Origin of the sequence: Candidatus Symbiopectobacterium endolongispinus (assembly GCF_018777385.1) — a bacterium.
GTDB lineage: Bacteria > Pseudomonadota > Gammaproteobacteria > Enterobacterales > Enterobacteriaceae > Symbiopectobacterium > Symbiopectobacterium endolongispinus.
This window is the reverse complement of the sequence record NZ_JAFJYB010000003.1, coordinates 16605-36150: the sequence shown is the minus strand read 5'-3', so window position 1 is coordinate 36150 and position 19546 is coordinate 16605. Positions and strand designations below refer to the sequence as shown.

Annotated in this window: 24 protein-coding genes and 5 pseudogenes; 8 read left to right on the top strand and 21 right to left on the bottom strand. The window is 54.6% G+C overall.

What is annotated here, in order from left to right; translation table 11 throughout:
• Positions 1–53 precede the first annotated feature (53 nt).
• Genes JZM30_RS23945 through JZM30_RS11690 form a run of 3 tightly spaced genes read left to right on the top strand, consistent with a single transcriptional unit; the run spans position 54 to position 1377 of the window.
• A complete protein-coding gene (locus tag JZM30_RS23945; RefSeq protein WP_308167155.1) occupies positions 54–344 on the top strand; it encodes a hypothetical protein in 291 nt (96 codons plus the stop codon).
• Positions 307–885 (top strand): hypothetical protein, encoded by a 579-nt coding sequence (locus tag JZM30_RS23940; protein ID WP_308167154.1) that lies wholly within the window; start codon positions 307–309, stop codon positions 883–885. Before JZM30_RS23945 ends, JZM30_RS23940 begins: the two co-directional genes overlap by 38 nt.
• A 15-nt stretch (positions 886–900) precedes the next feature.
• A complete protein-coding gene (locus JZM30_RS11690; protein ID WP_252318874.1) occupies positions 901–1377 on the top strand; it encodes a phage tail protein in 477 nt (158 codons plus the stop codon).
• A 93-nt stretch (positions 1378–1470) separates the two neighbouring features.
• Here JZM30_RS11690 and JZM30_RS11685 read toward each other — a convergent pair whose 3' ends face one another.
• From JZM30_RS11685 to JZM30_RS11615, 16 genes and pseudogenes are all read right to left on the bottom strand, one after another.
• Positions 1471–2715 carry a phage tail protein gene (locus tag JZM30_RS11685; protein ID WP_252318873.1) on the bottom strand — a complete coding sequence of 415 codons (1245 nt, stop codon included), beginning with the start codon at positions 2713–2715 and terminating at the stop codon, positions 1471–1473.
• Positions 2712–3320, bottom strand: a complete 609-nt coding sequence (locus tag JZM30_RS11680) for a phage tail protein I (RefSeq protein WP_252318872.1) — start codon at positions 3318–3320, stop codon at positions 2712–2714. The genes JZM30_RS11685 and JZM30_RS11680 overlap by 4 nt, the downstream gene beginning before the upstream one ends.
• Positions 3313–4199, bottom strand: a pseudogene (locus tag JZM30_RS11675) (baseplate assembly protein). The gene JZM30_RS11680 and the pseudogene JZM30_RS11675 overlap by 8 nt, the downstream one beginning before the upstream one ends.
• Positions 4186–4526 (bottom strand): annotated as a pseudogene (locus JZM30_RS11670) (GPW/gp25 family protein). Before JZM30_RS11670 ends, JZM30_RS11675 begins: the two co-directional pseudogenes overlap by 14 nt.
• Positions 4527–4541: 15 nt before the next feature.
• Complete coding sequence (locus tag JZM30_RS11665; RefSeq protein WP_252318871.1) at positions 4542–5084, bottom strand: phage baseplate assembly protein V; 543 nt, start codon at positions 5082–5084, stop codon at positions 4542–4544.
• A complete protein-coding gene (locus JZM30_RS11660; RefSeq protein ID WP_252318870.1) occupies positions 5081–5719 on the bottom strand; it encodes a phage virion morphogenesis protein in 639 nt (212 codons plus the stop codon). Before JZM30_RS11660 ends, JZM30_RS11665 begins: the two co-directional genes overlap by 4 nt.
• Positions 5716–6174 (bottom strand): phage tail protein, encoded by a 459-nt coding sequence (locus JZM30_RS11655; protein ID WP_252318869.1) that lies wholly within the window; start codon positions 6172–6174, stop codon positions 5716–5718. The genes JZM30_RS11660 and JZM30_RS11655 overlap by 4 nt, the downstream gene beginning before the upstream one ends.
• A 9-nt stretch (positions 6175–6183) precedes the next feature.
• Positions 6184–6387, bottom strand: coding sequence for an Rz1-like lysis system protein LysC (lysC, locus tag JZM30_RS24740; protein ID WP_438801499.1), 204 nt, complete (start codon positions 6385–6387; stop codon positions 6184–6186).
• Positions 6293–6730, bottom strand: a complete 438-nt coding sequence (locus JZM30_RS11650) for a DUF2570 domain-containing protein (RefSeq protein ID WP_252318868.1) — start codon at positions 6728–6730, stop codon at positions 6293–6295. Before JZM30_RS11650 ends, lysC begins: the two co-directional genes overlap by 95 nt.
• On the bottom strand, positions 6727–7272 hold the full coding sequence (locus tag JZM30_RS11645; protein WP_252318867.1) for a lysozyme: 546 nt from the start codon (positions 7270–7272) through the stop codon (positions 6727–6729). Before JZM30_RS11645 ends, JZM30_RS11650 begins: the two co-directional genes overlap by 4 nt.
• Positions 7256–7558, bottom strand: a complete 303-nt coding sequence (locus JZM30_RS11640; RefSeq protein WP_252318866.1) for an HP1 family phage holin — start codon at positions 7556–7558, stop codon at positions 7256–7258. Before JZM30_RS11640 ends, JZM30_RS11645 begins: the two co-directional genes overlap by 17 nt.
• Positions 7549–7749: a tail protein X gene (locus tag JZM30_RS11635; protein WP_252319649.1), complete on the bottom strand. Its 201-nt coding sequence runs from the start codon at positions 7747–7749 to the stop codon at positions 7549–7551. Before JZM30_RS11635 ends, JZM30_RS11640 begins: the two co-directional genes overlap by 10 nt.
• On the bottom strand, positions 7749–8243 hold the full coding sequence (locus JZM30_RS11630; protein WP_252319647.1) for a head completion/stabilization protein: 495 nt from the start codon (positions 8241–8243) through the stop codon (positions 7749–7751). Before JZM30_RS11630 ends, JZM30_RS11635 begins: the two co-directional genes overlap by 1 nt.
• A 97-nt stretch (positions 8244–8340) precedes the next feature.
• Positions 8341–9240: pseudogene (gpM, locus tag JZM30_RS11625) on the bottom strand (phage terminase small subunit).
• A gap of 42 nt (positions 9241–9282) precedes the next feature.
• Positions 9283–10368 (bottom strand): phage major capsid protein, P2 family, encoded by a 1086-nt coding sequence (locus JZM30_RS11620; RefSeq protein ID WP_252318865.1) that lies wholly within the window; start codon positions 10366–10368, stop codon positions 9283–9285.
• A gap of 25 nt (positions 10369–10393) precedes the next feature.
• Positions 10394–11233 (bottom strand): annotated as a pseudogene (locus JZM30_RS11615) (GPO family capsid scaffolding protein).
• Between the two features lie 155 nt (positions 11234–11388).
• Here JZM30_RS11615 and JZM30_RS11610 point away from each other — a divergent pair.
• The 5 genes and pseudogenes from JZM30_RS11610 (at position 11389) to JZM30_RS11590 (ending at position 15384) form a co-directional block, all read left to right on the top strand.
• A complete protein-coding gene (locus JZM30_RS11610) occupies positions 11389–13116 on the top strand; it encodes a terminase large subunit domain-containing protein (protein WP_252319645.1) in 1728 nt (575 codons plus the stop codon).
• Positions 13117–13142: 26 nt separating this feature from the next.
• Positions 13143–14169 (top strand): annotated as a pseudogene (locus tag JZM30_RS11605) (phage portal protein).
• A gap of 461 nt (positions 14170–14630) precedes the next feature.
• Positions 14631–14822, top strand: coding sequence for a type II toxin-antitoxin system Phd/YefM family antitoxin (locus JZM30_RS11600; RefSeq protein ID WP_252318864.1), 192 nt, complete (start codon positions 14631–14633; stop codon positions 14820–14822).
• On the top strand, positions 14819–14974 hold the full coding sequence (locus tag JZM30_RS11595; protein ID WP_252318863.1) for a hypothetical protein: 156 nt from the start codon (positions 14819–14821) through the stop codon (positions 14972–14974). Before JZM30_RS11600 ends, JZM30_RS11595 begins: the two co-directional genes overlap by 4 nt.
• 83 nt (positions 14975–15057) lie before the next feature.
• On the top strand, positions 15058–15384 hold the full coding sequence (locus JZM30_RS11590; RefSeq protein ID WP_286673591.1) for a type II toxin-antitoxin system death-on-curing family toxin: 327 nt from the start codon (positions 15058–15060) through the stop codon (positions 15382–15384).
• 866 nt (positions 15385–16250) lie between these two features.
• On the opposite strand, the gene JZM30_RS11585 is transcribed toward JZM30_RS11590, so the two are convergent.
• The 5 genes from JZM30_RS11585 to JZM30_RS11565 form a co-directional block, all read right to left on the bottom strand.
• On the bottom strand, positions 16251–16454 hold the full coding sequence (locus JZM30_RS11585; RefSeq protein ID WP_252318861.1) for a BTB/POZ domain-containing protein: 204 nt from the start codon (positions 16452–16454) through the stop codon (positions 16251–16253).
• A 177-nt stretch (positions 16455–16631) separates the two neighbouring features.
• Positions 16632–16940: a hypothetical protein gene (locus JZM30_RS11580; protein WP_252318860.1), complete on the bottom strand. Its 309-nt coding sequence runs from the start codon at positions 16938–16940 to the stop codon at positions 16632–16634.
• A 293-nt stretch (positions 16941–17233) separates the two neighbouring features.
• On the bottom strand, positions 17234–19018 hold the full coding sequence (locus JZM30_RS11575; RefSeq protein WP_438801498.1) for a replication endonuclease: 1785 nt from the start codon (positions 19016–19018) through the stop codon (positions 17234–17236).
• Positions 19008–19295 (bottom strand): derepression protein, encoded by a 288-nt coding sequence (locus JZM30_RS11570; RefSeq protein ID WP_252318859.1) that lies wholly within the window; start codon positions 19293–19295, stop codon positions 19008–19010. Before JZM30_RS11570 ends, JZM30_RS11575 begins: the two co-directional genes overlap by 11 nt.
• Positions 19279–19545 carry a hypothetical protein gene (locus tag JZM30_RS11565; protein ID WP_252318858.1) on the bottom strand — a complete coding sequence of 89 codons (267 nt, stop codon included), beginning with the start codon at positions 19543–19545 and terminating at the stop codon, positions 19279–19281. The genes JZM30_RS11570 and JZM30_RS11565 overlap by 17 nt, the downstream gene beginning before the upstream one ends.
• Position 19546: the final 1 nt, after the last annotated feature.

Sequence of the window (19546 nt, the reverse complement as noted above, 5' to 3'; positions counted from 1 at the left end):
CACTGGTTTTCGGGGCAATCGGTGATGCGGTTGGCCGGGTGTGGGACGGGTTTGTGAAACTATTCACACCGGTGGATAGCAGCCGTCAGGCATTGGAAAAATGCACGTCAGCCGGTGAAACCTTTGGCCGGGTACTCGGTGCCGCACTCACCGTGCTGCTGTGGCCGTTGCAAAAACTGATGGAGGGGATCGGCTGGGTACTGGAAAAACTCGACCTTATCCTGTCCGGTTTGGAAGCAGCACGCGTTAAGGCAGAAAGCCTGAAGAAAGATCCCGTTATGTGGGAATGGGATCCGCAGCAGAAAAATGGTGCAAAAGGGCTGGAACTGGTCGCCCAAACCTGACGAGAGCAAGGACGGAAATACCAAGCCTCCCACAGTCACCTCGCCACCGCTGTTAACCGGCGGGACAGGTACGCAGCGCCGCTTACAAAAAATTGCGGACAACACTACCGGCCTGCTGGACGAAACCAAAAAGCGGATTGGCCCCGGCGATATCGTCTTTAAAAACCTGCCGCGTGCACTGGCGGTGCGGGGTGAGTGGCAGGAATCCCGACTTGCCAGCCTGCCAGCGGCAAAAACCGGTGTCAAACCCAGCACGCCGGCAAGGCAACCTAACGCCAATATTGCGGCAATCACCTCGCACCCCGTGGTCGTTGCTGCGTCACAGCCAGTACGCCAGGCGGAGCTTCCCCCAGTGGCACCCGTCAACCGTGCACCGACACTTTCCGCAGTGGGCGCGCTGCCACCTGAAATCCATATCCATCTGCACGGCGCAGAGCGGCAGGACGCACGCGAAATCGGGCGCATTGTCAGTAAAAAACTTAATGCAGAACTGGCGCGCCTTGACCGGATGAAGCGCGGCAGTTTCAGAGACGCGGATTAACAGGAAAAAGTCACCATGATGATGGTTTACGGGCTGCTTGTGTTTGAACTGAAAACCTTGCCACACCAGCAGCTACGCCAGTCAAAGCAATGCCGGCACGTTAAAAATGAGCGTATCAACCGCTCGGCAAAGTGGCAGTACATCGGCGCGGGAGAAGATCAAATCACGCTGGACGGCATTCTGTACCCGGAAATCACCGGCGGTGAGATGTCATTAACCGCACTGAATACCCAGGCATACAGCGGCCGCCCCTGGCCGCTGATTGAGGGCACCGGGCAGATTTACGGCATGTATGTGCTCACCGGCATGCAGACAACGCGCACCGAGCTTGACCGCTATGGCAAGGCGAAAAAGATAGCGTTTTCGCTGAGTTTTCAGCGCTGCGATGAAGATTTGCGCGAACGGCTTCAATCCTCGTCATTCAGTGACCTGATGGGCAATGTTCGCAGCAGCGCTAATTATGCGGTGAACGCGGTGAAAGGGTTATTTTGATGGCCAACACAGCCTTTATTGACTGTGCTGAAGAATAGATAAAAATAACTGTACTCGATAAACAGAGCCCGCTGAGAGTAGCGGGCCATTTTCTTACGAACCGAAGGCATGATAACAAACATCAATTGCACTGCCTGATCCTGACGGACTCCACGTATTCCACGCCACAGAAAACCCGGTTTTTGATAAATTCCTGACGCGTATCACCCAACCATTCACATCTGCGCCGCCGTTCTCCTGGATGAAAATCAGAGGTAATCCTGTAAATACTTTCGGGAAAACAATATCAAGTGGTGCACCAAGTGTGAGACTTGCGCGCGCAAAAATCTCAATTTTCCCATCGGCGAACTTTCGCCAGTAGTAGCCAGTCCCTGATCCTGTCTCTACGATTTCTACTAAACCGAGGCTTCCCGGTGTCAAATTAATGTCAGCAGTACCATCAAACGCTACACCATTAATTTTTCGCGCTGTCGCTAATTTTCCCGCTGCTATCGTCGCTTTGACGTGAGCGGTTGTAGCAATTTGGGTGTTATTCACCGTTGCCGCCGCAGTGGGTGCCGTCGGCGTTCCCGTTAAAACCGGGGATGCCAAAGGCGCTTTAGCCGCGAGTGCATTGGTCATCGTGGTAGCAAAATTGGGATCGTTGCCTAATGCTGCCGCCAGTTCGCTTAACGTATCAAGCGCAGCAGGCGATGAGGCCACCAAAGCAGAAAGGGCAGCTTTGACAAATGCCGTGGTGGCGATCTGTGTGTTATTTGTCGTCTGTACTGCGGTCAGGGCCGGGCTAGCCTTCGGTGCATACTGTGTATGAGGATCAGCAGCGGCAAGATGCGCTTCCATCACATTGTCGGCATAGGCTTTCACCTCAATTACCGCGCTATCCACATAGCCACGCGTTGTCAGCACCACCGCCGGATCAATTTTGGGTGATACCGTTTCTGTGCTGGAGACAATCAAAATCATGCGCACGGTCTGAATGCGTCCGCTGCCTTCCTGCAATTGCGGCTTATAGGTTTCAGCACAATTGGCAACCGCAATCAGGTTTCCCTCAGCATCAAACAGGCCGATTTCACGTATCCAGAAACCGCCCTCATTTTCGGGGATCACCTGCTCGGCAATAATCTGGTTAGCGTTATTGGCATCAACGCTCAGGGTGTTGATGGCGGCGCGGCGTTTTTCATTTACCAGCCTGGTTTGTGCCGGATCGGGGGTTGGCAGCGTGCCGCCGCCATCACCGACCGCCATGTGAGTGATATCCAGTTGGGAACCCATCGCGGTGGCGTTTGCCAGCCTGGCCGCGCCAATATTGGTTAACAGGGCAAAAAATTTTGTACTCATACGGTTACGCTCATCGTATCAATCACATGAATGCCTGCACCGGTACAGTCCGGTGAAAACACGGTGATGGTTTCAGGGAAATAGGGGTATACGGTCAAATCATCGCCGTCGTAAACGCTGGCCGCGACATAGGCCGCACCTTGCGTATCCAGCGTGATATTGAGCCCTTGCAGGTGATGTGATACGGGTTTGGCGTCGGCGATCAGGCGCTCCAGCTCTAAAAAGGTTTCTTCAGTAATACCGTTGTCTTGCACGCCGATATCAAGCCGGAAGGTTCCCGGTACGCCGCCGGTTTGCCACCATTCGATCACGCGCAGCAAGTAACCAAACGGTTCAACCACCCGGCGCAGCTCGGCAATGGTGCCCTTCTGGCGATGTATCAACCAGGCCGATTTAATCACCTGGCGCTTGGTTTGTTCTGACCAGCGTTTACCCCAGCGGTCAACGGACAACGCCCAGGCCAGAAAGGGCAGCAGGTCTATTGGGCATTTCTCCGCATCCCACAAGGTATTCAGATCGACCGCCATTCCCGTCAGGATGCGGCTAGCTGCCGCAGCATTGCGCATAAAGGCACTGGCAGACGGCGGCAACAGGTCGTTATTCATCCGTACCCCCTTCCTGCAGGGTGAAGCCCGTGCAATACGCCGCCTGAGTGTCACCGATCACCATGTCCCGCGCGGGTTCAATGATTTCAACACGCTGAACACCTTGCACATGCAAGGCGGCCATTATCGCGGGGCGGGCCACATCACGCCCAATCTTGCCTTGACTGCCAATCCAGCCTTGCAATGACTCCTGTGCTGCCTTGGTTATCGGCTCTGATTCCGGGCCGGGGTAAAGGTAGAGACGCGCATTTATCGCGTAACTGATGATCTCTGCGCTCTGCACCGTCAGCCGGTCAGCTACCGGGCCGCAGAGAGCGCCGCATTGACCTGCGTTAGCAACGTGTCCGACTCGCTGCCATCCCCCTCAGTCGAAAGAATGGATACCACTACCGTGGCCGGTGCCGGACTGATCTCTTTGGCGTCGGCAACCTGGCCACTGGCGCTCTTGGCAAAATATTCATAGGCACCGGTCGGGCCCGCCACGCTTAGCCCTTCAAAGGCAGACTGCGCGCGCAGACGGAATGCGCTATCGCTTTCCATCACCGCATCAGCGATATCGGTGGCCTCGGTGATGGTCAGGCGCTGGGTGTTAAGATTCACCGCCAGATTATCCAGATCGGAGGACACCGCATGGCTGAGCATGCACGCCGCCGCCCCGTCGTTAATCCGCTGGCGCAACATCATTTCGCGATAGGCAATGACCTGCGCGATCACGTTTAACGGCTCGGATTCCAGTTCAAGCGCTGCCGCCACCGAGACGCGCTGTTCAACCGGAAATGCCGCAATCATCACCGCTTTCACTTCCTGAAGGATCACTTCAAAATCCAGCGTTTCAATGATCTGCGGTTGGGGCAGTTGCGATAGGTCAACGGTTGCCATTGGTTGCCACCTTGAGTGCCATTGAGGTGCGCACGGTTTGCATGCTTTCGGTGATCAGGCCGGACAGTTCCACATCTGTTGCCCCCGTGGGTGAAAACCGGATATCGACCGCATTCAGCGCGATCCGCGACTCCCAGTGCGCCAGGGCAATCACGCACGCGCTAATCAATTGCAGTCGTGTTGCCGCGTTCTGCGGCGCATCCAGCAAGTCGGGCACCAGACTGCCGTATTCACGACGCGAGACGCCAGCGGCATGGTCAGAATATCGCGCACGGAATGCCATAGCTGATCGGTATCCGTCAGCACGCCAACGCCGTCGGGGTTCATGCCGGTATAACGCGCTCACTTGGTGCCCTCCGTCCAACTGCCACCGCGCTGCACTGCGCCATGATCGTGGTCGTCAATCTGCACGCCGTTGGAGGTAAACGCGCCGCCGCTGTGTGCAATGTTGCCGTGCATTTCTCCGCCTTTTTGCACTTCCGGCGTATCGAGTAGGATCCTGGTTTCTGCGCTCACCCGTGCGGTTTTCATGCCAACGGCTTCCAGCGCACCGGCAGCAGCGTCATAGCGAAAGCGGGCACCGTCCAGCGCGGTAATAACCATCTCTTGCAGACTGCTACCCGGCGCGGGGTTCTCGTCGCTGTACAGACTGCCGATAATGACGGCGGTTTCCGGGTTGCCACCGAGACAACCTAACCAAACCTGTTCCCCCACCTCAGGCGGGATCCAGACCTTGAACGCACCGGCGCGTTGAGTATTCCAGCGCAACCAGTCGGTAAGCAGTTCGCCGCTTTTGACACGCACGCGCCAGGTTTTCGGGTTCACTTCCGCTACCACGCCAACACGTAAGATATTCGCCAGCAGGCGCATCAATTCGGCACTCATAGGGCAGCACTCCCCAGGCTGTTGATCGCGGCGTGTTCAATCGCCTGTATGTCGGCGGGTGACAGGCCCAGCAATTCACGCACCGGGTATTTGGCAAACGTGCCGGGGCCAATCTGATCGCGCTGGCCGAACTGGTGCACGCGCGCGATGCGGGCGGCAACGCCGTCAAAGCCGACGCGCACCCCGTTGCTATTCGCGCGCATCTTCAGAAAGCGATAGCCGCGCAGGCGCTGAAACATGGGGGCTTTTTTGGTGGTTGAGCGCCGCACGGCCTGGGTATTGATTTCGATATAGCGCTCAATGTCACTGCAGTAGAAGGTGCGCATATCATTGCGGTCAGTATCAAACCCGGTCAGGGTACGGCCATATTTGCCGCGGGCACCGTGCCAGTTTTTCAGGTGGCGCACCTGACCTTGCCAGACAAACGAAATACCTTGCTGGGCGCGCAACACTTTGCGGCGGCGAGTCGGATAGGCGGATCCGTCGGGGTTTTGCTGTGCCCTGATGCGCTGTTGCTGGCTGCGGCGCAGCACCTGACCTATCTGGCGCACCGTTTTTTGACGGCCAGCGGCAGACACCCCAGAGAGAATGTCATCAAAGACGGCATCCAGTGCGTGAAAGCGGTTATCAGTCATACCGGATCGCTCCAGGTCACATCCTGAAGTACCGCATCCCATTCACCGCCCGCTAGTCTCGGACGGGGTTCCGGTAAATGCTCTGCCTTTACGGTGCCATCATCGGCGCGCACGACCTTTACCCGCTCGAGCACCGGGATTTCAAAGAGAATGTCTGCGCTGTCATCGTTGTTGATAAGCGTGGTGAATTTCACATCACGGTTTTTTTCCGGGTTAAGCAGCACATCAGGCTGGTTGTGCCACAGCCAGGCCATCAGCGGCAAAACGAAATCGTCAATGTCGCCAGTGAAGTTCATCACGAACAACACCAGTGAGTAGCTATAGACAAATAACGGCGTTTCACCGGTGGTTTCAATGCCACCCTCTTCAACAAAGACGGTAAACCCTTCAGGATTGGCACGGCACCAGGTGTTAGCCGTGGTCAGCGCATCGCGCAATGAATCCATTTTCAGCATGACATTCTCCTAGTGGGCGCTTTGCGCAGCAGCATTGATACGTTGCAACCGGCGCAGATACAGATCGCCGATGGCGGCTTTATCGTCATTGCAGGTGTCCAGCGCGTCACTCAACTGATCACTCCACAGTGCGATCCCGCCCCAGGTCACCGGCGTGTGCAGTGCGAGTGTCGGCGTCGGGGTGGTCAGACTTTCCGGTATCGGCTCCGCCACGATGCTTCCCGCGGGGGAGCGCGGCACGTTTTTGCAGGCTGTCACTGACAGCAGCAGGCACAACAGTGTTAGCGCACGTATCGGCTTGCATATCAGAGCGCATCTGTTCACGGCGTTCTTCCCCTTGTGCATGGCGTTGTTGGTCACGGGCGCGTATCTCAGCCAGCATCTTTTGTGTGTCCGTACTCAGCGCTCGCACTTCTGCCAATACGTCCCGTTGCTGGTTAGCACTGGTCGTTAACGCCTCACGGGTGGCGCTATCAATACCGCGCTGGTAGGTCTGCCACAGCAAACCGGCAACGGCCAATACCAGCAACACACCAAGCGCAGCAGCGAGCCTCATGGCGTCGTACTCACATCGTGCAGGCACCAAGCTTTAAAGTCAGTACGGCGATCCACTAGCCCGGCGGAGCGTTTGCCACTGCTGTTAACGAAATCCGTTAACCGGCCACACATCGCGACCCACTCATGCGCCTGCGCATGTTTCCAAATCGTGGTGCGCTGCTCGCTGCCCTGCGCGTTGGTAAACCACATCAGGCCGGTACACTCGACGTTGAACGCTGCATCGGTCATCGCATCAAAGGGCGATTGCGGCATGGCCTGCCCCTCAAAACTGCTGTTGATGCAGTTTTCTGCCCGCTGCATATCGTTTACCCAGCGCCGTGCAATCTCTTCGTTGCTGTACTCGCGTTTTTCCACGTTGCCGGCAGAGCCCATCCCCACCGTCAGCACGCCAGCCGGACAGTAATAGGCCGATTGGCGGCAATCTTCCCAACGGGCGGTTTTTTGCTGTGCTTCCGGTGAGGTGCGCAATGAGCCCGGTGTGAGAGAGGCTCCAAGCAGAACGATCATGGCGATAGAACAACGTTTAACAACGGCTTTCATCGTCAATGTCTCCCTGATGCAAAATGGCAACAGCACGACGCTCAGATTCGGTCATGGCTCGGTGTTCAGTCTGGCGTAATATCTGCTCGATCAGGTCATTACGGCGGCGTTGAGCCTGCTCGATACGACGCCGGAACAGCCAGGCTCGCCAGGCGGTGACCACGCCAACAATCAGGCCGGCCAGCGCCACTTTTTCACTGACGGTCATCACGCCGATGCCGGTGACCATGGCTGACATGGCGAAAGTCACCCAGTCATTAAGGCGCTGTAAATCACTTAATCCCATAACTGCACCGTTTCCTGTTCTGCTTTACGGGCAATGTCCGGTAACATCACGGCCTGACCGGCGTTAAGGAAAATCTGACGGCTCAGGCCCGGATTGGCGGCAATCACCTGTTCGGTAACCCCCTGCGACGTGCCGTAATGGCGGTAGCACAGCAAGTCCACTGTATCGCCCTGAAGTGCGTTAACGATAATCAGCACAACTCGGCAAACAGGCGTTGCGCGTCGCGGATATCGGCAATGCTCCAGCGCGCATCACGCCACAGATCGTCAACCTGCTTCTCGAAGGTGTCCGTTTCCTTGTCCCCTTTGGGCGTGGTATCCACATCACGATGACGCTCCAGCAATGCTGCACGGCTCAGGGCATAAACCGCATTCTTGTAGCGGTATACCTTCACGTTTTCGTTATTGACCTCACGCGCAGGCACGGTCTGCAACGTGCGATAACCGGCGGACTCCTGCGCGTGCTGCCAGTCCGCCAGTTGATCGGTAACGTGGATCACCGCCTCAATGGCAATATGCATCAGGCGCGTGGAGGTAATCCCGCCGGTAATACGAACTGCAAGACGCAATTCACACAGTAGGATCGGCGGCCAGAAATCACCGGCGCTCACGCTGGCCTCGCCATCGGCAATGTCTGGCACGTCACTCGCCGCAGGGGTAACGCGTCTGGTTGCTACCAGGCTCATCATCACATCTCCCAAAAGTCAGGCGGTGGGCGCGCGGTCAAAAGACCGTAACGGGCAGTTCACAGCATGCGCCGCCTGTCGGATGGGGCCGAAGTCGTTAATGCTGTTGGGTGGTTTTACGTGGCCGGGGTGTTTTCCCCGTTGCCTTTTTGCTCGCACCTTTACGCACCGTGGTGCGTTTTGCCGCCGGAGTGGGTGTCGTGTTTTCACTGGCGGCCGTTGGCGGTATGTCGGAGGCCTCAACAGTATCGGTCACCGCTGTGTCCTCTTGGCCCGCGCTATCCGCTGCCGTATCATCCGTCGTCGGTTGGTCACTGGCGGGCATCAACTTCTTAAGCTCACGCGCCAGCCAGGCGATCTTTTTTTCACCCCGGCGTTAGGGTTGAGGCTGATAGCTTCACGGAACAGTTTCAGCGCTTCACCCCCTAGTTTCGGCATCGCGGGTTGCACGACGCGAGAACGCACGGGCTTTGCACAGCTTGGCGCGCACCTCATCGGGCATATCCTTTCCGGTGACCATCTCCGCAACTTCATCCAGCGTCACGGTATAACCGGACAAGTCAGCCTATGCGTCGGTGGTCGCCAGCGTCAGCACCGGATTACTCATTTCCTCAACCAGTACCGTCACCGCATCGCGGCGGAATCGGTCGGCAGGCAAAGACAGGCCATGCTTAACGACATAGTGCCCCAATTTCAGCGCAAGTGCGCTGGCCTGGCAGTCAATTGCCCAGACCATCAAGGTGGCGATCACTTCATCCTGACGCCCGCTGTCACCCTCGATCGTGCCGTCAATCCAGCCCTCATAGGCGGGCAACATGGCCTTTTTCATCTCGGCTTTGGTGACGTCCGACTGCACCCAGCTCAGTGCCGCCATGTCAAGGCGCAGGCGGTGCAAGATCTCTTCATGGGCCGTGCGCGCGATATCAGATTGTTCATCAACCTGCCCGCGCCGCTCGGCCATGACCCGCTGAAAATGTCGCTGTGCTGGTGTCAGCATCGCGTTACCTCCCGTTAGGGCGGGGGGTTTCCCCGCCGTGCATTATTCACCAGCACCTGCTGCCTTCGCCTCGCTAGCGCCTTCTACCGTCGCCTTGGCAAACTGGATACCGTCGATAAAGGCCACCTTGCCGTAATCCTCTACGACAAAGGCATCGTTTGAGGATTGATAAGTCGCAATGCGGTTGTAGTGCGATTCTTCAACCATGCTGCATCGCAGACCACCCAACTGGTGGTAAAGCGATAGGTTTTTGAAGGAGGTGATTAACACCCCATTCGACGGGAAATAAGGGGCAAGGAAGGTTGGCAATCCGCCCACGCGCTCCTGGCTGACAATCAACTGACCGGCCAGCAATTCGGTGTTGGGGTTGCTCTGGCTCAGCGCGTTGAGTTTGGGGAAATTGCTGGCAGTCAACAGGCCGGATGCCATGACGACAACAAGGTCAGGTGCCTTGCAGTGCCGGGAGTCCAGCAGGGTGTTTTTCGCATCAAAAATGGCAGTATCAATGTTGCCGTAGGTGCCTTTGGCAATGACCTTGTTATCTTCATCACGTGAGGTGAGTGTGACATTTTTGATAATACGGTGATTCGCTTCACTGCGGATTTTTTGCAGCCAGCCTATGCCACAATCCTGCAATAACGGATGGGCCTCACGATCAGATTTTTCGGCGTAGGTGGTGCCGTTAAAACCGATCATGATGCGGTCAAGGCCGATTTGCCGCGCATTGGCCTGACTGATCAGCGCCTGAAAGTTAGGTTGCTGTGACCAGGCATCAAGTTGGGCATAACTCACTGCTGAATCGTAGTTAATCTGACGGCAATGGTATTTGCTCGGTTCTTTGGAATGGTTATCTACCGGGTTACGGCGTGAGGTGCCGTCGCTGTTGGTGTTGGTGTTGGCAATCGGCCCTTTGCTGCCAATCAGAATCTTTTGCCCTTCCTGTGCTTTAACACCAAACACATTAATGTGTTTCAGGAAATCGTCACTTTCCATCGCCGCTTTTTCAAGGCGCTGTTGCACCGACGGTTCAACACTGAAGGTTGCCGCAAGATCACCAGGCTGCACACCGTTAAGCTGTGCCTGACGGGCGCGGTACTCGTTGTAAAGTTTACGGGTGGTATTTTCCATGTTTGCTTTTCTCGCTTAACGTGGCTTAAAAATCGGCCAACTGTGCGTAAATGGTTGCTCCGGTGGCCGCTGGGCGTTGGGTGAAGCTGTTATCCTGTGTCGCCAGCGTTTGCCTGAGCGCGGTCAGTTCGGTATTCAGCTTCTGAAAGGTCTGGCCGTCCTGTTGGCGCTGTGTCGTCAAATCGTTGAATTTATCCAGCAACTCAGCATGGGATTGCGCGACGCTCTCCACCGCTTCGCGTACCTGGGTGAATTGTTCGCCGTCTGATTTACGGCCCTTGCTAATGATCCCCATCACGCGGGAAAACCACTGCTTCCCCTCATCGCTGTGTTGGGTGGCAAGTTCAATGATTTCCGCCTCGATGGCATCAGAAAACAGCGGGGCTTCGCCTTGCTGCTGGTTGAATGCCTGGATTTGGGCGCGTTGCTGGGCGGCAAACTTGAGGCGCTCAGTGCCAAGGCTTGCCGTGGTGTCGGTCATGGCAAGCCCCACAACATACGCCTTACCGTTGAGCGCAAACTGAGGATGTAACTCAATACTGGAGTACACCTTTTTTGCCTTCATCGGTCAGTTGCTTCATACGCGCCGAGGGGTCGATCTCCGCATAGAGTGCGGTGCGCCCGGCAAGCGGCCCCTCGCTAATATCTTCCGTGCTTAACGCAGTCACATCCCCATTGCGCCAAATTCGCTAACGGGAAACGGTGAAAGGTAGTGTTCAACGTTGACCCGTGCGCCATACACATCAGTGCGGTAACTGGCCGCCGCGTCGCGCAAGTGTTCGGGGCTGATTTCGCGCCAGTCAACGGTGGAGCCGGAGACAGCGACCCGGAATGTTTTACGGGTGGGTTTGGTTGTTGCACTCATGCCTGTTTGTCCTGTCATGTGGTGTCAGTGGCATCATGATGGCAGAGCGTAACGGGCTGCCTCAACGCGGTTTTGTTGTCAGCGCGTGCGCAGAACAAAAAGGGGGAGCAGGACGGTTCGCGCGCGGTAATCTTCCCGGCAAAGGGGGAAGCTGCATGATCCAGGACGCTTTTGTAAAGCTCAGAGCAAAACAACTTTACTGGCAGGGATACCCACCGGCGGAAATATCACGCCTGATGGGTATCAATCAAAACACGTTGTATGCCTGGAAGAAACGCGACGAATGGAACGAAACACCAACCATCCGGCGCGTCAGCCAATCCATTGATACACGCCTGTGCCAGCTTGCGCAAAAACCGAATAAGACCGGCGGCGACCTGAAGGAAATGGACGCCCTGACGCGGCAGTTGAAAAAGCTGAGCGACGGCCAGCCAGCGGAAGTCGCAGGCGGCAAGAAACCGCGCCAGCGTAAAGCCAAGAACCATTTTTCTCAGGCGCAGATCGCCGCATTGCGTGAAAAAATCCTCGGTTCGCTGGCCTGGCATCAAGTCGGATGGTATGCAGAGCGGGCGCGCCGTAACCGGATGATCCTGAAATCGCGCCAGATTGGGGCCACCTGGTATTTTGCCCGTGAAGCCCTGTTGCAAGCGCTGCGTGATGATGTGAAATATGGCTATCAGCGCAATCAAATCTCTTTGTCGGCGTCACGTCGTCAAGCGCACCAGTTCCGGGGCTTCATTCAACAGGTGGCGCAAGAGGTCGATGTTGAATTGAAAGGCGGCGATAAAATTGTGCTGAGTAATGGTGCAGAGCTGCATTTTCTCGGCACGTCAGCCGCTACCGCACAGTCTTATACCGGCAACCTGTTCTTTGATGAGTTTTTCTGGACAAGCAATTTTGCCAACCTGCGCAAAGTCGCCGGGGCTATGGCCACCCAGAAAGGGCTCACCCGCACCTATTTCTCTACGCCCTACAGTGAAACCCATGAAGCCTACCCGTTCTGGACGGGCGCGCGCTGGAATGAAAAGCGCAACAAGGCGCAGAAAATTGATTTTGATGTGTCATGGAAAACGCTTAACAGCGGCTTGCTGTGCCCGGATAAAACCTGGCGGCAGATCGTCACCTTGCAAGACGCTATCGATCACGGCTGGGAGTACACCGACCTTGACGAAATCATGGATGAGAACAGTCCGGACGAATACCAAAATCTGTATTGCTGTGAGTTCGTTCGTGACGGGGAGAGCGCCTTTAACCTTAATCTGCTGTTCAGTTGCGGTGCCGACGGTTACGACGAGTGGCCGGACTGGAAGTCGTTTGCATCCCGCCCCATGGCCGATCGCGTGGTATGGATTGGTTACGATGCCAACGGCGGCAGCGGCAACGGTGACAGCGGCGGCATTACCTTGACCGTACCACCATTGGTGGCCGGGGGAAAATTCCGCACTATCGAAACCCAGCAGATACGCGGGCTTGAGTTTGAAGAACAGGCCAAAGTGATCGAGGCGCTGACCTTCAAATACAACGTACAGCACATCGCGATTGACGGCACCGGCATCGGGGAAGCGGCCTGGCAGTTGGTGAAAAAGTTCTTTCCGGCGGCGGTGTGTTACCTGATGTCGGTGTCGTCCAAACGCGCCCTGGTGTTGAAGATGTTGCAGGTGATCCGCGCGGGACGCTGGGAGTATGACCGCCGCGAACAAGCCCTGATCGAAGCCTTTAATACCGTGCGCCGCATAACCACCCCCGGCGGCATTATTACCTATGACTCTGACCGCACGCGCGGTTCAAATCACGGCGATCTGGCCTGGTCAACCATGCTATCAATCATCAATGAACCGCTCGGCCAGGAACACGGCGGCGGCGGTTTTGCTATGGAGTTCTGATGCGCAAGAAACAGCACCACACACGGATGGCCAGCACAGCCACTTCCGACACGGCCACGCAACCAGACGCTGCCACCGCACTGAAAAGTGAACCCGGTTTAAGCGCGTTCACCTTCGACGGGCCTTATCCGGTGCGTGACAGTTATGATCTGCTGGATAACATGTATTGCGCCTATAACGGGCACTACTACGAGACACCGTGGCTGGCGCGCTCATTCGGTAGTGCGTCATGGCATCAGTCAGCGCTTTATTTCAAACGCAATGCGCTGACCGGGTGTTTTATTCCGCACCGTTGCTATCCCGGCAGGCGTTCTCTGCCTTTGTGCTTGACTGGTTTGTGTTTGGCAATGGCTACCTGGAGTGCAGAACAAACCGGCTCGGCGGTGTGCTGTCATTGTGCCACGTCCCGACCAAGTACACCCGGCGCGGCAGTGACCTGGAAACCTATTGGTTTATCCGCCAGTGGAAAGACGAACATCAGTTTGATACCGGCAACGTGTGCCATGTGATCAACCCGGATATTCATCAGGAAATTTACGGCATGCCGGAGTACATCGGGGCCATGCTGTCAGCCAGCTTGTCACACTCCGCCGACATGTTCCGCAAACTCTACTACGACAACGGATCGCACGCTGGGTGCATCATCTATATCGGCGCGGCGCAGTTTGATGGCAAGAGCATGGAGAATGTGAAAAAGACGCTGACCGAAGCGCGCGGCAAGGGGGCTTTTAAAAACCTGTTATTGCATGCGCCAGGCGGGGGCGAGAAGGGGTACAAATTATCCCGTTCAGCCAGATATCGGCCAAGGATGAATTCCTGAATATCAAGTCTGTTACCAGTGACGATATCCTTGCCGCGCACCGTGTGCCGCCGCAACTAATGGGGGCCATGCCGGAGGGCAACGGCTCATTCGGTGACGTTGAGAAAGCCGCGCGCGTGTTTGCCATCAACGAACTGATGCCCGTTATGGAAGCGCTGAAACATGTGAATGACTGGCTGGGCATGGAAGTGATCCGCTTCAACCCTTACGCCTTGCTGAAAGCCGAAGAGTAACCCACTTCACCACCGCACCCTGCGGCGGTTTTTCCTTCAAAAGTATTGATGCCACCGATAGCGCAAGCCTGCTGAAGTCCCCGCATTCCCCCACAGAATCCCCACGCACAAACGCGCCTCAACGCTACGCTGTGAGGCGATGGCGTGAAACATCGCGCGGATCACCAAACGCGAAACAATCGCGCAGAACGGCGGAAATCCATCAGCATATTGAGTAATCAAGCCGACCCTATCTACCACCTTTCGCGTGGGTCTCCCCCGTCACCTACACGCAGCAAACCTGCGTGTTTTTGTGCGGAGGCCGATACCGGCTCAGCCCGTGCCCGCACTGAGCGAAAAGGGGAAAAATCGCATCAAGAAAATTGTGCACTTTGTGCAAAAAAAAAGCCTCCCGGAGCAGGTTATTATTGTGCAATGAGTCCGTTATACTGACACGATGGGCGCGGATAATGGAAACGAATATGAAAACTGTCACTGACGCTGAATTTCGCGAAAATCTTGGCGATATGCTGAATCACCTCCGCTCCGGTGGAAACATCACCATCACAGACAAAGACCAGAAAAATGTCGTCCTGTCCGGCTCAGATATTAGCCCTGAATACCTTGATATCAGCAATAAACTCAAAGAACATTATGAAAAGGTAAAAAAATGAGTCAACAGCCACTGATTCAGACAGTACGTGAGCTTGAAAAAACTTATCCTAACCTGTTTTTTCAGGTGAAAAAGGCCCTCTCTTTTGAAGAGGCAATGAAGCGAACAAGAGAGAAATATGCGGCAATTATAAAAATGCTCGAGGATAACTAATGGATCTGTTTTTTCTTTCAAAGGAGGACGTGAGACGTATCCACACTGAAACACTTCCGCAAAGTGGTAGCACTAATACCTGACTGCTTGACGGAGCACTCAATCGCGTCCAGACCTTGCACCATTATAAAGGCGTTGATGATATTTATGCCCTTGCTGCCATGTATCTGATCGGCATAGCAAAAGCTCACGCCTTCCATAATGGTAACAAACGTACCGCTTTTCAGGCCGCATCTATCTTTTTGATGATGAACGGATCAGAGCTTTCATCTTCGCTTTTGCTGGTTAAATTAACGGTGCTTGCGGCAATGGGGGCAGCTAGTCTTGAAGAAACGACCTTTGCGCTGAAATTATTGTCTGATTATGGTAATAATCTAATTAATGATTATGAAGATGATTATCTTTACTGATGTCGAGCAGTAAATTTGTTCACTATCAAGTTAATGATGATTAACCGATCACGTGAGGCATGGAAGTAGTAGAAGTCGTAGCAGAACCTGAACGATCATCTTCTTCTTTTGCTTTAAACTGAGAGTAAGTATGAATATCGAAAATGACATTCCCTCAATCTTGTCTTTTGGCAATAGCGTTCTAAAATCCTCCAAGCTTACCGGACCTTCACTAATACCGCCCACTATACCACTTTCGATGTAGTGCCGTTTGTAGTTTGTTGTTACTGTGATAGTAAGAGTATCTTTATCTCGATATCCACTCAGAAGCGGTAAAAGCTGCAAATAGTCGACTTTACCCTGTTCCAGTTCTGGACAGTTGACAATTCCAACATAAAACTTGCGCGACGCAAGCGTAACGATCACTGGAAATCTGCTTGTTGAGGCCTCAACAAGAAAGCTTTCAAATGGATCATGCTGAATTGCTTAGACAAGAACAGAAATTAGCCTGTCTTGATCACAGTAGACATACCAGCGCATAAAATGCCCTAATGCCCACGCGAAGAAAAGTGAAGTAAAACAGAAAAATCCGTACTTAACATCAGAAAATTTAAACTATTCCTCTGTAGATAAAGGGTAAAATCTATTGATTGATCCCGGCTCCACAAAATTTTGAACCAAAAGGAAATTACACAGCCACCTAAAAAATCCGAACACACTCAGGAATGAGCAGAGCAGCCAAGAGAGTAACGTGAACATAACACCCCACACGGCAACATAGAAATAAGCATTCCAACCTTGGGAACGCTTAAATATGTATCGTGTTGAAACAGAGTTGATTACGTATAGATAGCCGCTCATCAAAACTATTGCCAAAGTAATTGTATTCATTCGTTTTTTCTTCTTTCTTCTGTATCGCCAAAGATTTCAATCTGGCGAACAATGGGTTTCACCACCTCGGCATCATTAAGATTCAATGAAACATGCCCATCCCGACTGATGCTATAGCGACCTTTGTTATCCCGCAGAACCTTGGTCAGTCGCTCTCTTGAACTGAATATAGCCCTGGATAATGACGATTCAAACGACATACTTACCTCCTTTTATATACTACAAAAAACACTATAAAACAAACACTATAGCTGATGAGATACCTTAAAATTCTTACGTGTTTTCAGAAGACTTGGAAACGTCTGTGCACACAACATTTACAGTAAAGCACGAACGCTATCAACCTTTTCGGCAGCGCTGGACACATCGGCAATCTGTTAGTCAGTTGCCTGCGCGCAATAGCCCTGGCTGTCAATGTCCCTCACACCAACAATCTTCCCGTCAGAAATAATCCAGGCCTTACCCTGTGGCCATAACGCATCTAGTTGAAGAAAAACCCGGCTGAACTGTTTTTTTTCGTTGGCCCATCTGTTTCTGAAATATTTTTCGCTGTCCCGCTTATATCGCGCATAACCGCCAGAACGGAAACAAACGGCACGAACATTTTGCATATAACGCTCATTATGATGCTCTCTCTCAGTCGTATACGCCTGATACAGTTCATGTATATAGGAATATTTCGCCATCCCTCAACCTCCACAAACAACAGAAATCATCTCTGTAACCCCAGTCCCATGACAGACATCAGCAGTACAACCCCCCTATCATCGAATGGTTACGTGTATTGCCTCTCTGGGGACAAACCAGAAGTAGGTGGGTCAGATTTCAATTGGCACTGACACCAATATGATGTCGGAGGCCCTGGCTCCCCCGTACAGTTATTGACACGAGTCCGAGTCCGAGGCAACGCGTCCGCGTTGCTCACGTCAACGGCCAACTTCGGTACAATCTTCCACTGCTTCAACCGGGTCAGGATCGGCTAATCCTCGCCAACCACCGTATCAAACAGCCCACGGATACTCAGCATTTCCTCACCGCACTGATTCAGTACCTCTGTCGGCTGATACCGGGTGCGCACCGCCAACGCATCACGTTTGACCAATGGCCCGCCCTGAGCATTGGCATACTCGGCCCAGTCCGGCGCATTGGCCGCCTCGTGGCAGGCGGCAAACTCCACACTCAGGCCGCGGGCGGTTTCACTGTCATTCAGCCGGCGCAACTCCCGCCACACCGTCACCGGAACGCTGCCAATAAACTGAAACTGGCGAATGCCCCAGAGCGATGCCCAGGCGGTAGCACGCTGCGCGTGCTCCTTTAACGGCTTGCCGCTTTCGTCGTCGGCTTCATCGTCCAGGGCATAGCCATCAATATTTTTCGAAATGTATTTCGCGACATAACCGGTGGCGCTGCCTTTTTCTGGATCGATGGCTTTTGCGTCAAACCGGGCGTTTGCCGCGGCGGCACTCCGTAACTCATCGCCGTCTTCCGCCATTGCATACTCGCGCAGAATGTCCCGGATGCGATTCATCTCTTCCGGGCGGGCAAACACCAACAAATGGGCATGTGGCGTGCCGTCATGGTGTGGCTCAGCAACCCGCATACCAAAAACGCGCAGCCCCTGGCGGTGGCATTTGGCGCGGGCGCGGGCCCAGACATCATTGAGATAGCTCTGGGTCTCCTTCGGGCAGGCACCGTTCCATTTCCGGTTAGTGCGCCCGTTTTCCAAGGTGGCGTGATAACTTGAGGGCGCGGTGATGGTCACAAATTCGCCAACATAACCCTGAGCATTGGCGATATCTTCATACCCCCGAATGCGTATCATCAGTTCAGTACGCCGGATGGCTGGATTGGCCTGACTGGCAGCATAGCCGTCCATCAGGCTGATACGGTTACCCTCTTCGTCTTCCAGATCCATGCTTTTGCGCCACTCGTTGGTGCGCCGCCGCTGCTCGCCCCAGTCACGCAAGGCGGTTGTGCTGACGTTCGGGGAGGCATGCTTATGAACATACCCCATGGCGATGGCCAGATGTTCACGCCAGCGTTTGGCAGTACGACGCAGGCTGTTCAACCACCACCGCGCATCGCTCATGCGCCGGATGGCGGACTGGGCATCAAAGGGCACGAAACATTTTTCCAGCTTGTCCCAGAGCGGCGGCTGTGCACCCAGCAAGCGGGTGATACGGGCCAGATGGTGGTAATGGTCATGGACGATGCGCCATTCGCTGTTATCACCTTGCGCCTGCGTCAGCCTTGCCAGTTCGGTGGCGGCAAAATGGGCCACGACATCAACCAGTGACTTAAGCGCCTGGCTGTCCAGGTCGGGCAAACGGTTGCGCTGGGTGCGCAGGCGTAAAAAGGCCACCACGCCATTGTGTTGAGGGGATTGTGTTGCGCGGTTGCCAAACAGAGCACGGGGATCGTCATCAACTATCTCATCCAGGCGGTAGCCTGCGTTCACACGCGTAATGCGCGGCAACATCACCCTGGCCACGGACTCGGTTAACCAACGACGGGCGCTGTCAACGCCCTTTTGTTTTTCGCGCTGGTCGAAGCGCCAGTAAAGGCTGGCGCTGACGCTTTCCAACTGACTGTCCACCTGCTTTTTCGCCTGGAGATAGTCTTCCTGACGGCGTGCGGCGCGGTGCATCTCCTCATGGGTCGGGATACCGCGATCAATCGGCAGCAAGGGCTTGTCGTTCCACGGGTAGGCCACCGCGCGTGGCGCGGGGGTAGACGTGAGTGCAGCAGGATTATTACTGGTCATCGCTGCTCTCCTGCGGTGACTGGAAGGCCGCAAACAGGCCACGAGCGCTAAGCTCCTGATGAATGGCGTTAAGGTCATCGGCCAGCCAGGAAAAAACAAACGGCAGGTAATATTGATTCAGTCCATTAGGGGGACGGGTATGCAGATCGAGAAACAGCCAACGGGCGGTTTCACGCGCGCGGTGCAGCTTGCGGTAACAGTCAAGGGACATGCTTTCAGGTAAAACGGGGGTGTGGGTAGCAACCATAGTGGCGGCCTCTTTAGTAAGGTATTTCAACCTCACCACCCCAGGCGAGACGTAACAGGGTTGCAAGACCGGTACCAAAGAACCCGGCGAGCGCACGCGCTCCCCCGTTACGCCCCACCATAATCAGGACGCAACTGTGGTATTGATGGACGTAAAAAAACCGCAAAGAGAAATAGCGGCTGTCCGCTTTGGTATACGGGCTTGCAAACCCGACACCGACTTTTGTCGATGCCCGATCAGCATAACGCCGAGCAGCGGACGAAAACAAGGGCTTTTTCACG

What these genes read in the sequence shown, in the direction of transcription:
- JZM30_RS23940 (WP_308167154.1), top strand. Translation starts at nt 307, where the DNA reads ATGGTGCAAAAGGGCTGGAACTGGTCGCCCAAACCTGACGAGAGCAAG.
- JZM30_RS11690 (WP_252318874.1), top strand. Translation starts at nt 901, where the DNA reads ATGATGATGGTTTACGGGCTGCTTGTGTTTGAACTGAAAACCTTGCCA.
- JZM30_RS11685 (WP_252318873.1), bottom strand. Translation starts at nt 2,715, where the DNA reads ATGAGTACAAAATTTTTTGCCCTGTTAACCAATATTGGCGCGGCCAGG.
- JZM30_RS11680 (WP_252318872.1), bottom strand. Translation starts at nt 3,320, where the DNA reads ATGAATAACGACCTGTTGCCGCCGTCTGCCAGTGCCTTTATGCGCAAT.
- JZM30_RS11665 (WP_252318871.1), bottom strand. Translation starts at nt 5,084, where the DNA reads ATGAGTGCCGAATTGATGCGCCTGCTGGCGAATATCTTACGTGTTGGC.
- JZM30_RS11660 (WP_252318870.1), bottom strand. Translation starts at nt 5,719, where the DNA reads ATGACTGATAACCGCTTTCACGCACTGGATGCCGTCTTTGATGACATT.
- JZM30_RS11655 (WP_252318869.1), bottom strand. Translation starts at nt 6,174, where the DNA reads ATGCTGAAAATGGATTCATTGCGCGATGCGCTGACCACGGCTAACACC.
- JZM30_RS11650 (WP_252318868.1), bottom strand. Translation starts at nt 6,730, where the DNA reads ATGAGGCTCGCTGCTGCGCTTGGTGTGTTGCTGGTATTGGCCGTTGCC.
- JZM30_RS11645 (WP_252318867.1), bottom strand. Translation starts at nt 7,272, where the DNA reads ATGAAAGCCGTTGTTAAACGTTGTTCTATCGCCATGATCGTTCTGCTT.
- JZM30_RS11640 (WP_252318866.1), bottom strand. Translation starts at nt 7,558, where the DNA reads ATGGGATTAAGTGATTTACAGCGCCTTAATGACTGGGTGACTTTCGCC.
- JZM30_RS11630 (WP_252319647.1), bottom strand. Translation starts at nt 8,243, where the DNA reads ATGAGCCTGGTAGCAACCAGACGCGTTACCCCTGCGGCGAGTGACGTG.
- JZM30_RS11620 (WP_252318865.1), bottom strand. Translation starts at nt 10,368, where the DNA reads ATGGAAAATACCACCCGTAAACTTTACAACGAGTACCGCGCCCGTCAG.
- JZM30_RS11610 (WP_252319645.1), top strand. Translation starts at nt 11,389, where the DNA reads ATGATCCAGGACGCTTTTGTAAAGCTCAGAGCAAAACAACTTTACTGG.
- JZM30_RS11600 (WP_252318864.1), top strand. Translation starts at nt 14,631, where the DNA reads ATGAAAACTGTCACTGACGCTGAATTTCGCGAAAATCTTGGCGATATG.
- JZM30_RS11595 (WP_252318863.1), top strand. Translation starts at nt 14,819, where the DNA reads ATGAGTCAACAGCCACTGATTCAGACAGTACGTGAGCTTGAAAAAACT.
- JZM30_RS11585 (WP_252318861.1), bottom strand. Translation starts at nt 16,454, where the DNA reads ATGTCGTTTGAATCGTCATTATCCAGGGCTATATTCAGTTCAAGAGAG.
- JZM30_RS11580 (WP_252318860.1), bottom strand. Translation starts at nt 16,940, where the DNA reads ATGGCGAAATATTCCTATATACATGAACTGTATCAGGCGTATACGACT.
- JZM30_RS11575 (WP_438801498.1), bottom strand. Translation starts at nt 19,018, where the DNA reads ATGACCAGTAATAATCCTGCTGCACTCACGTCTACCCCCGCGCCACGC.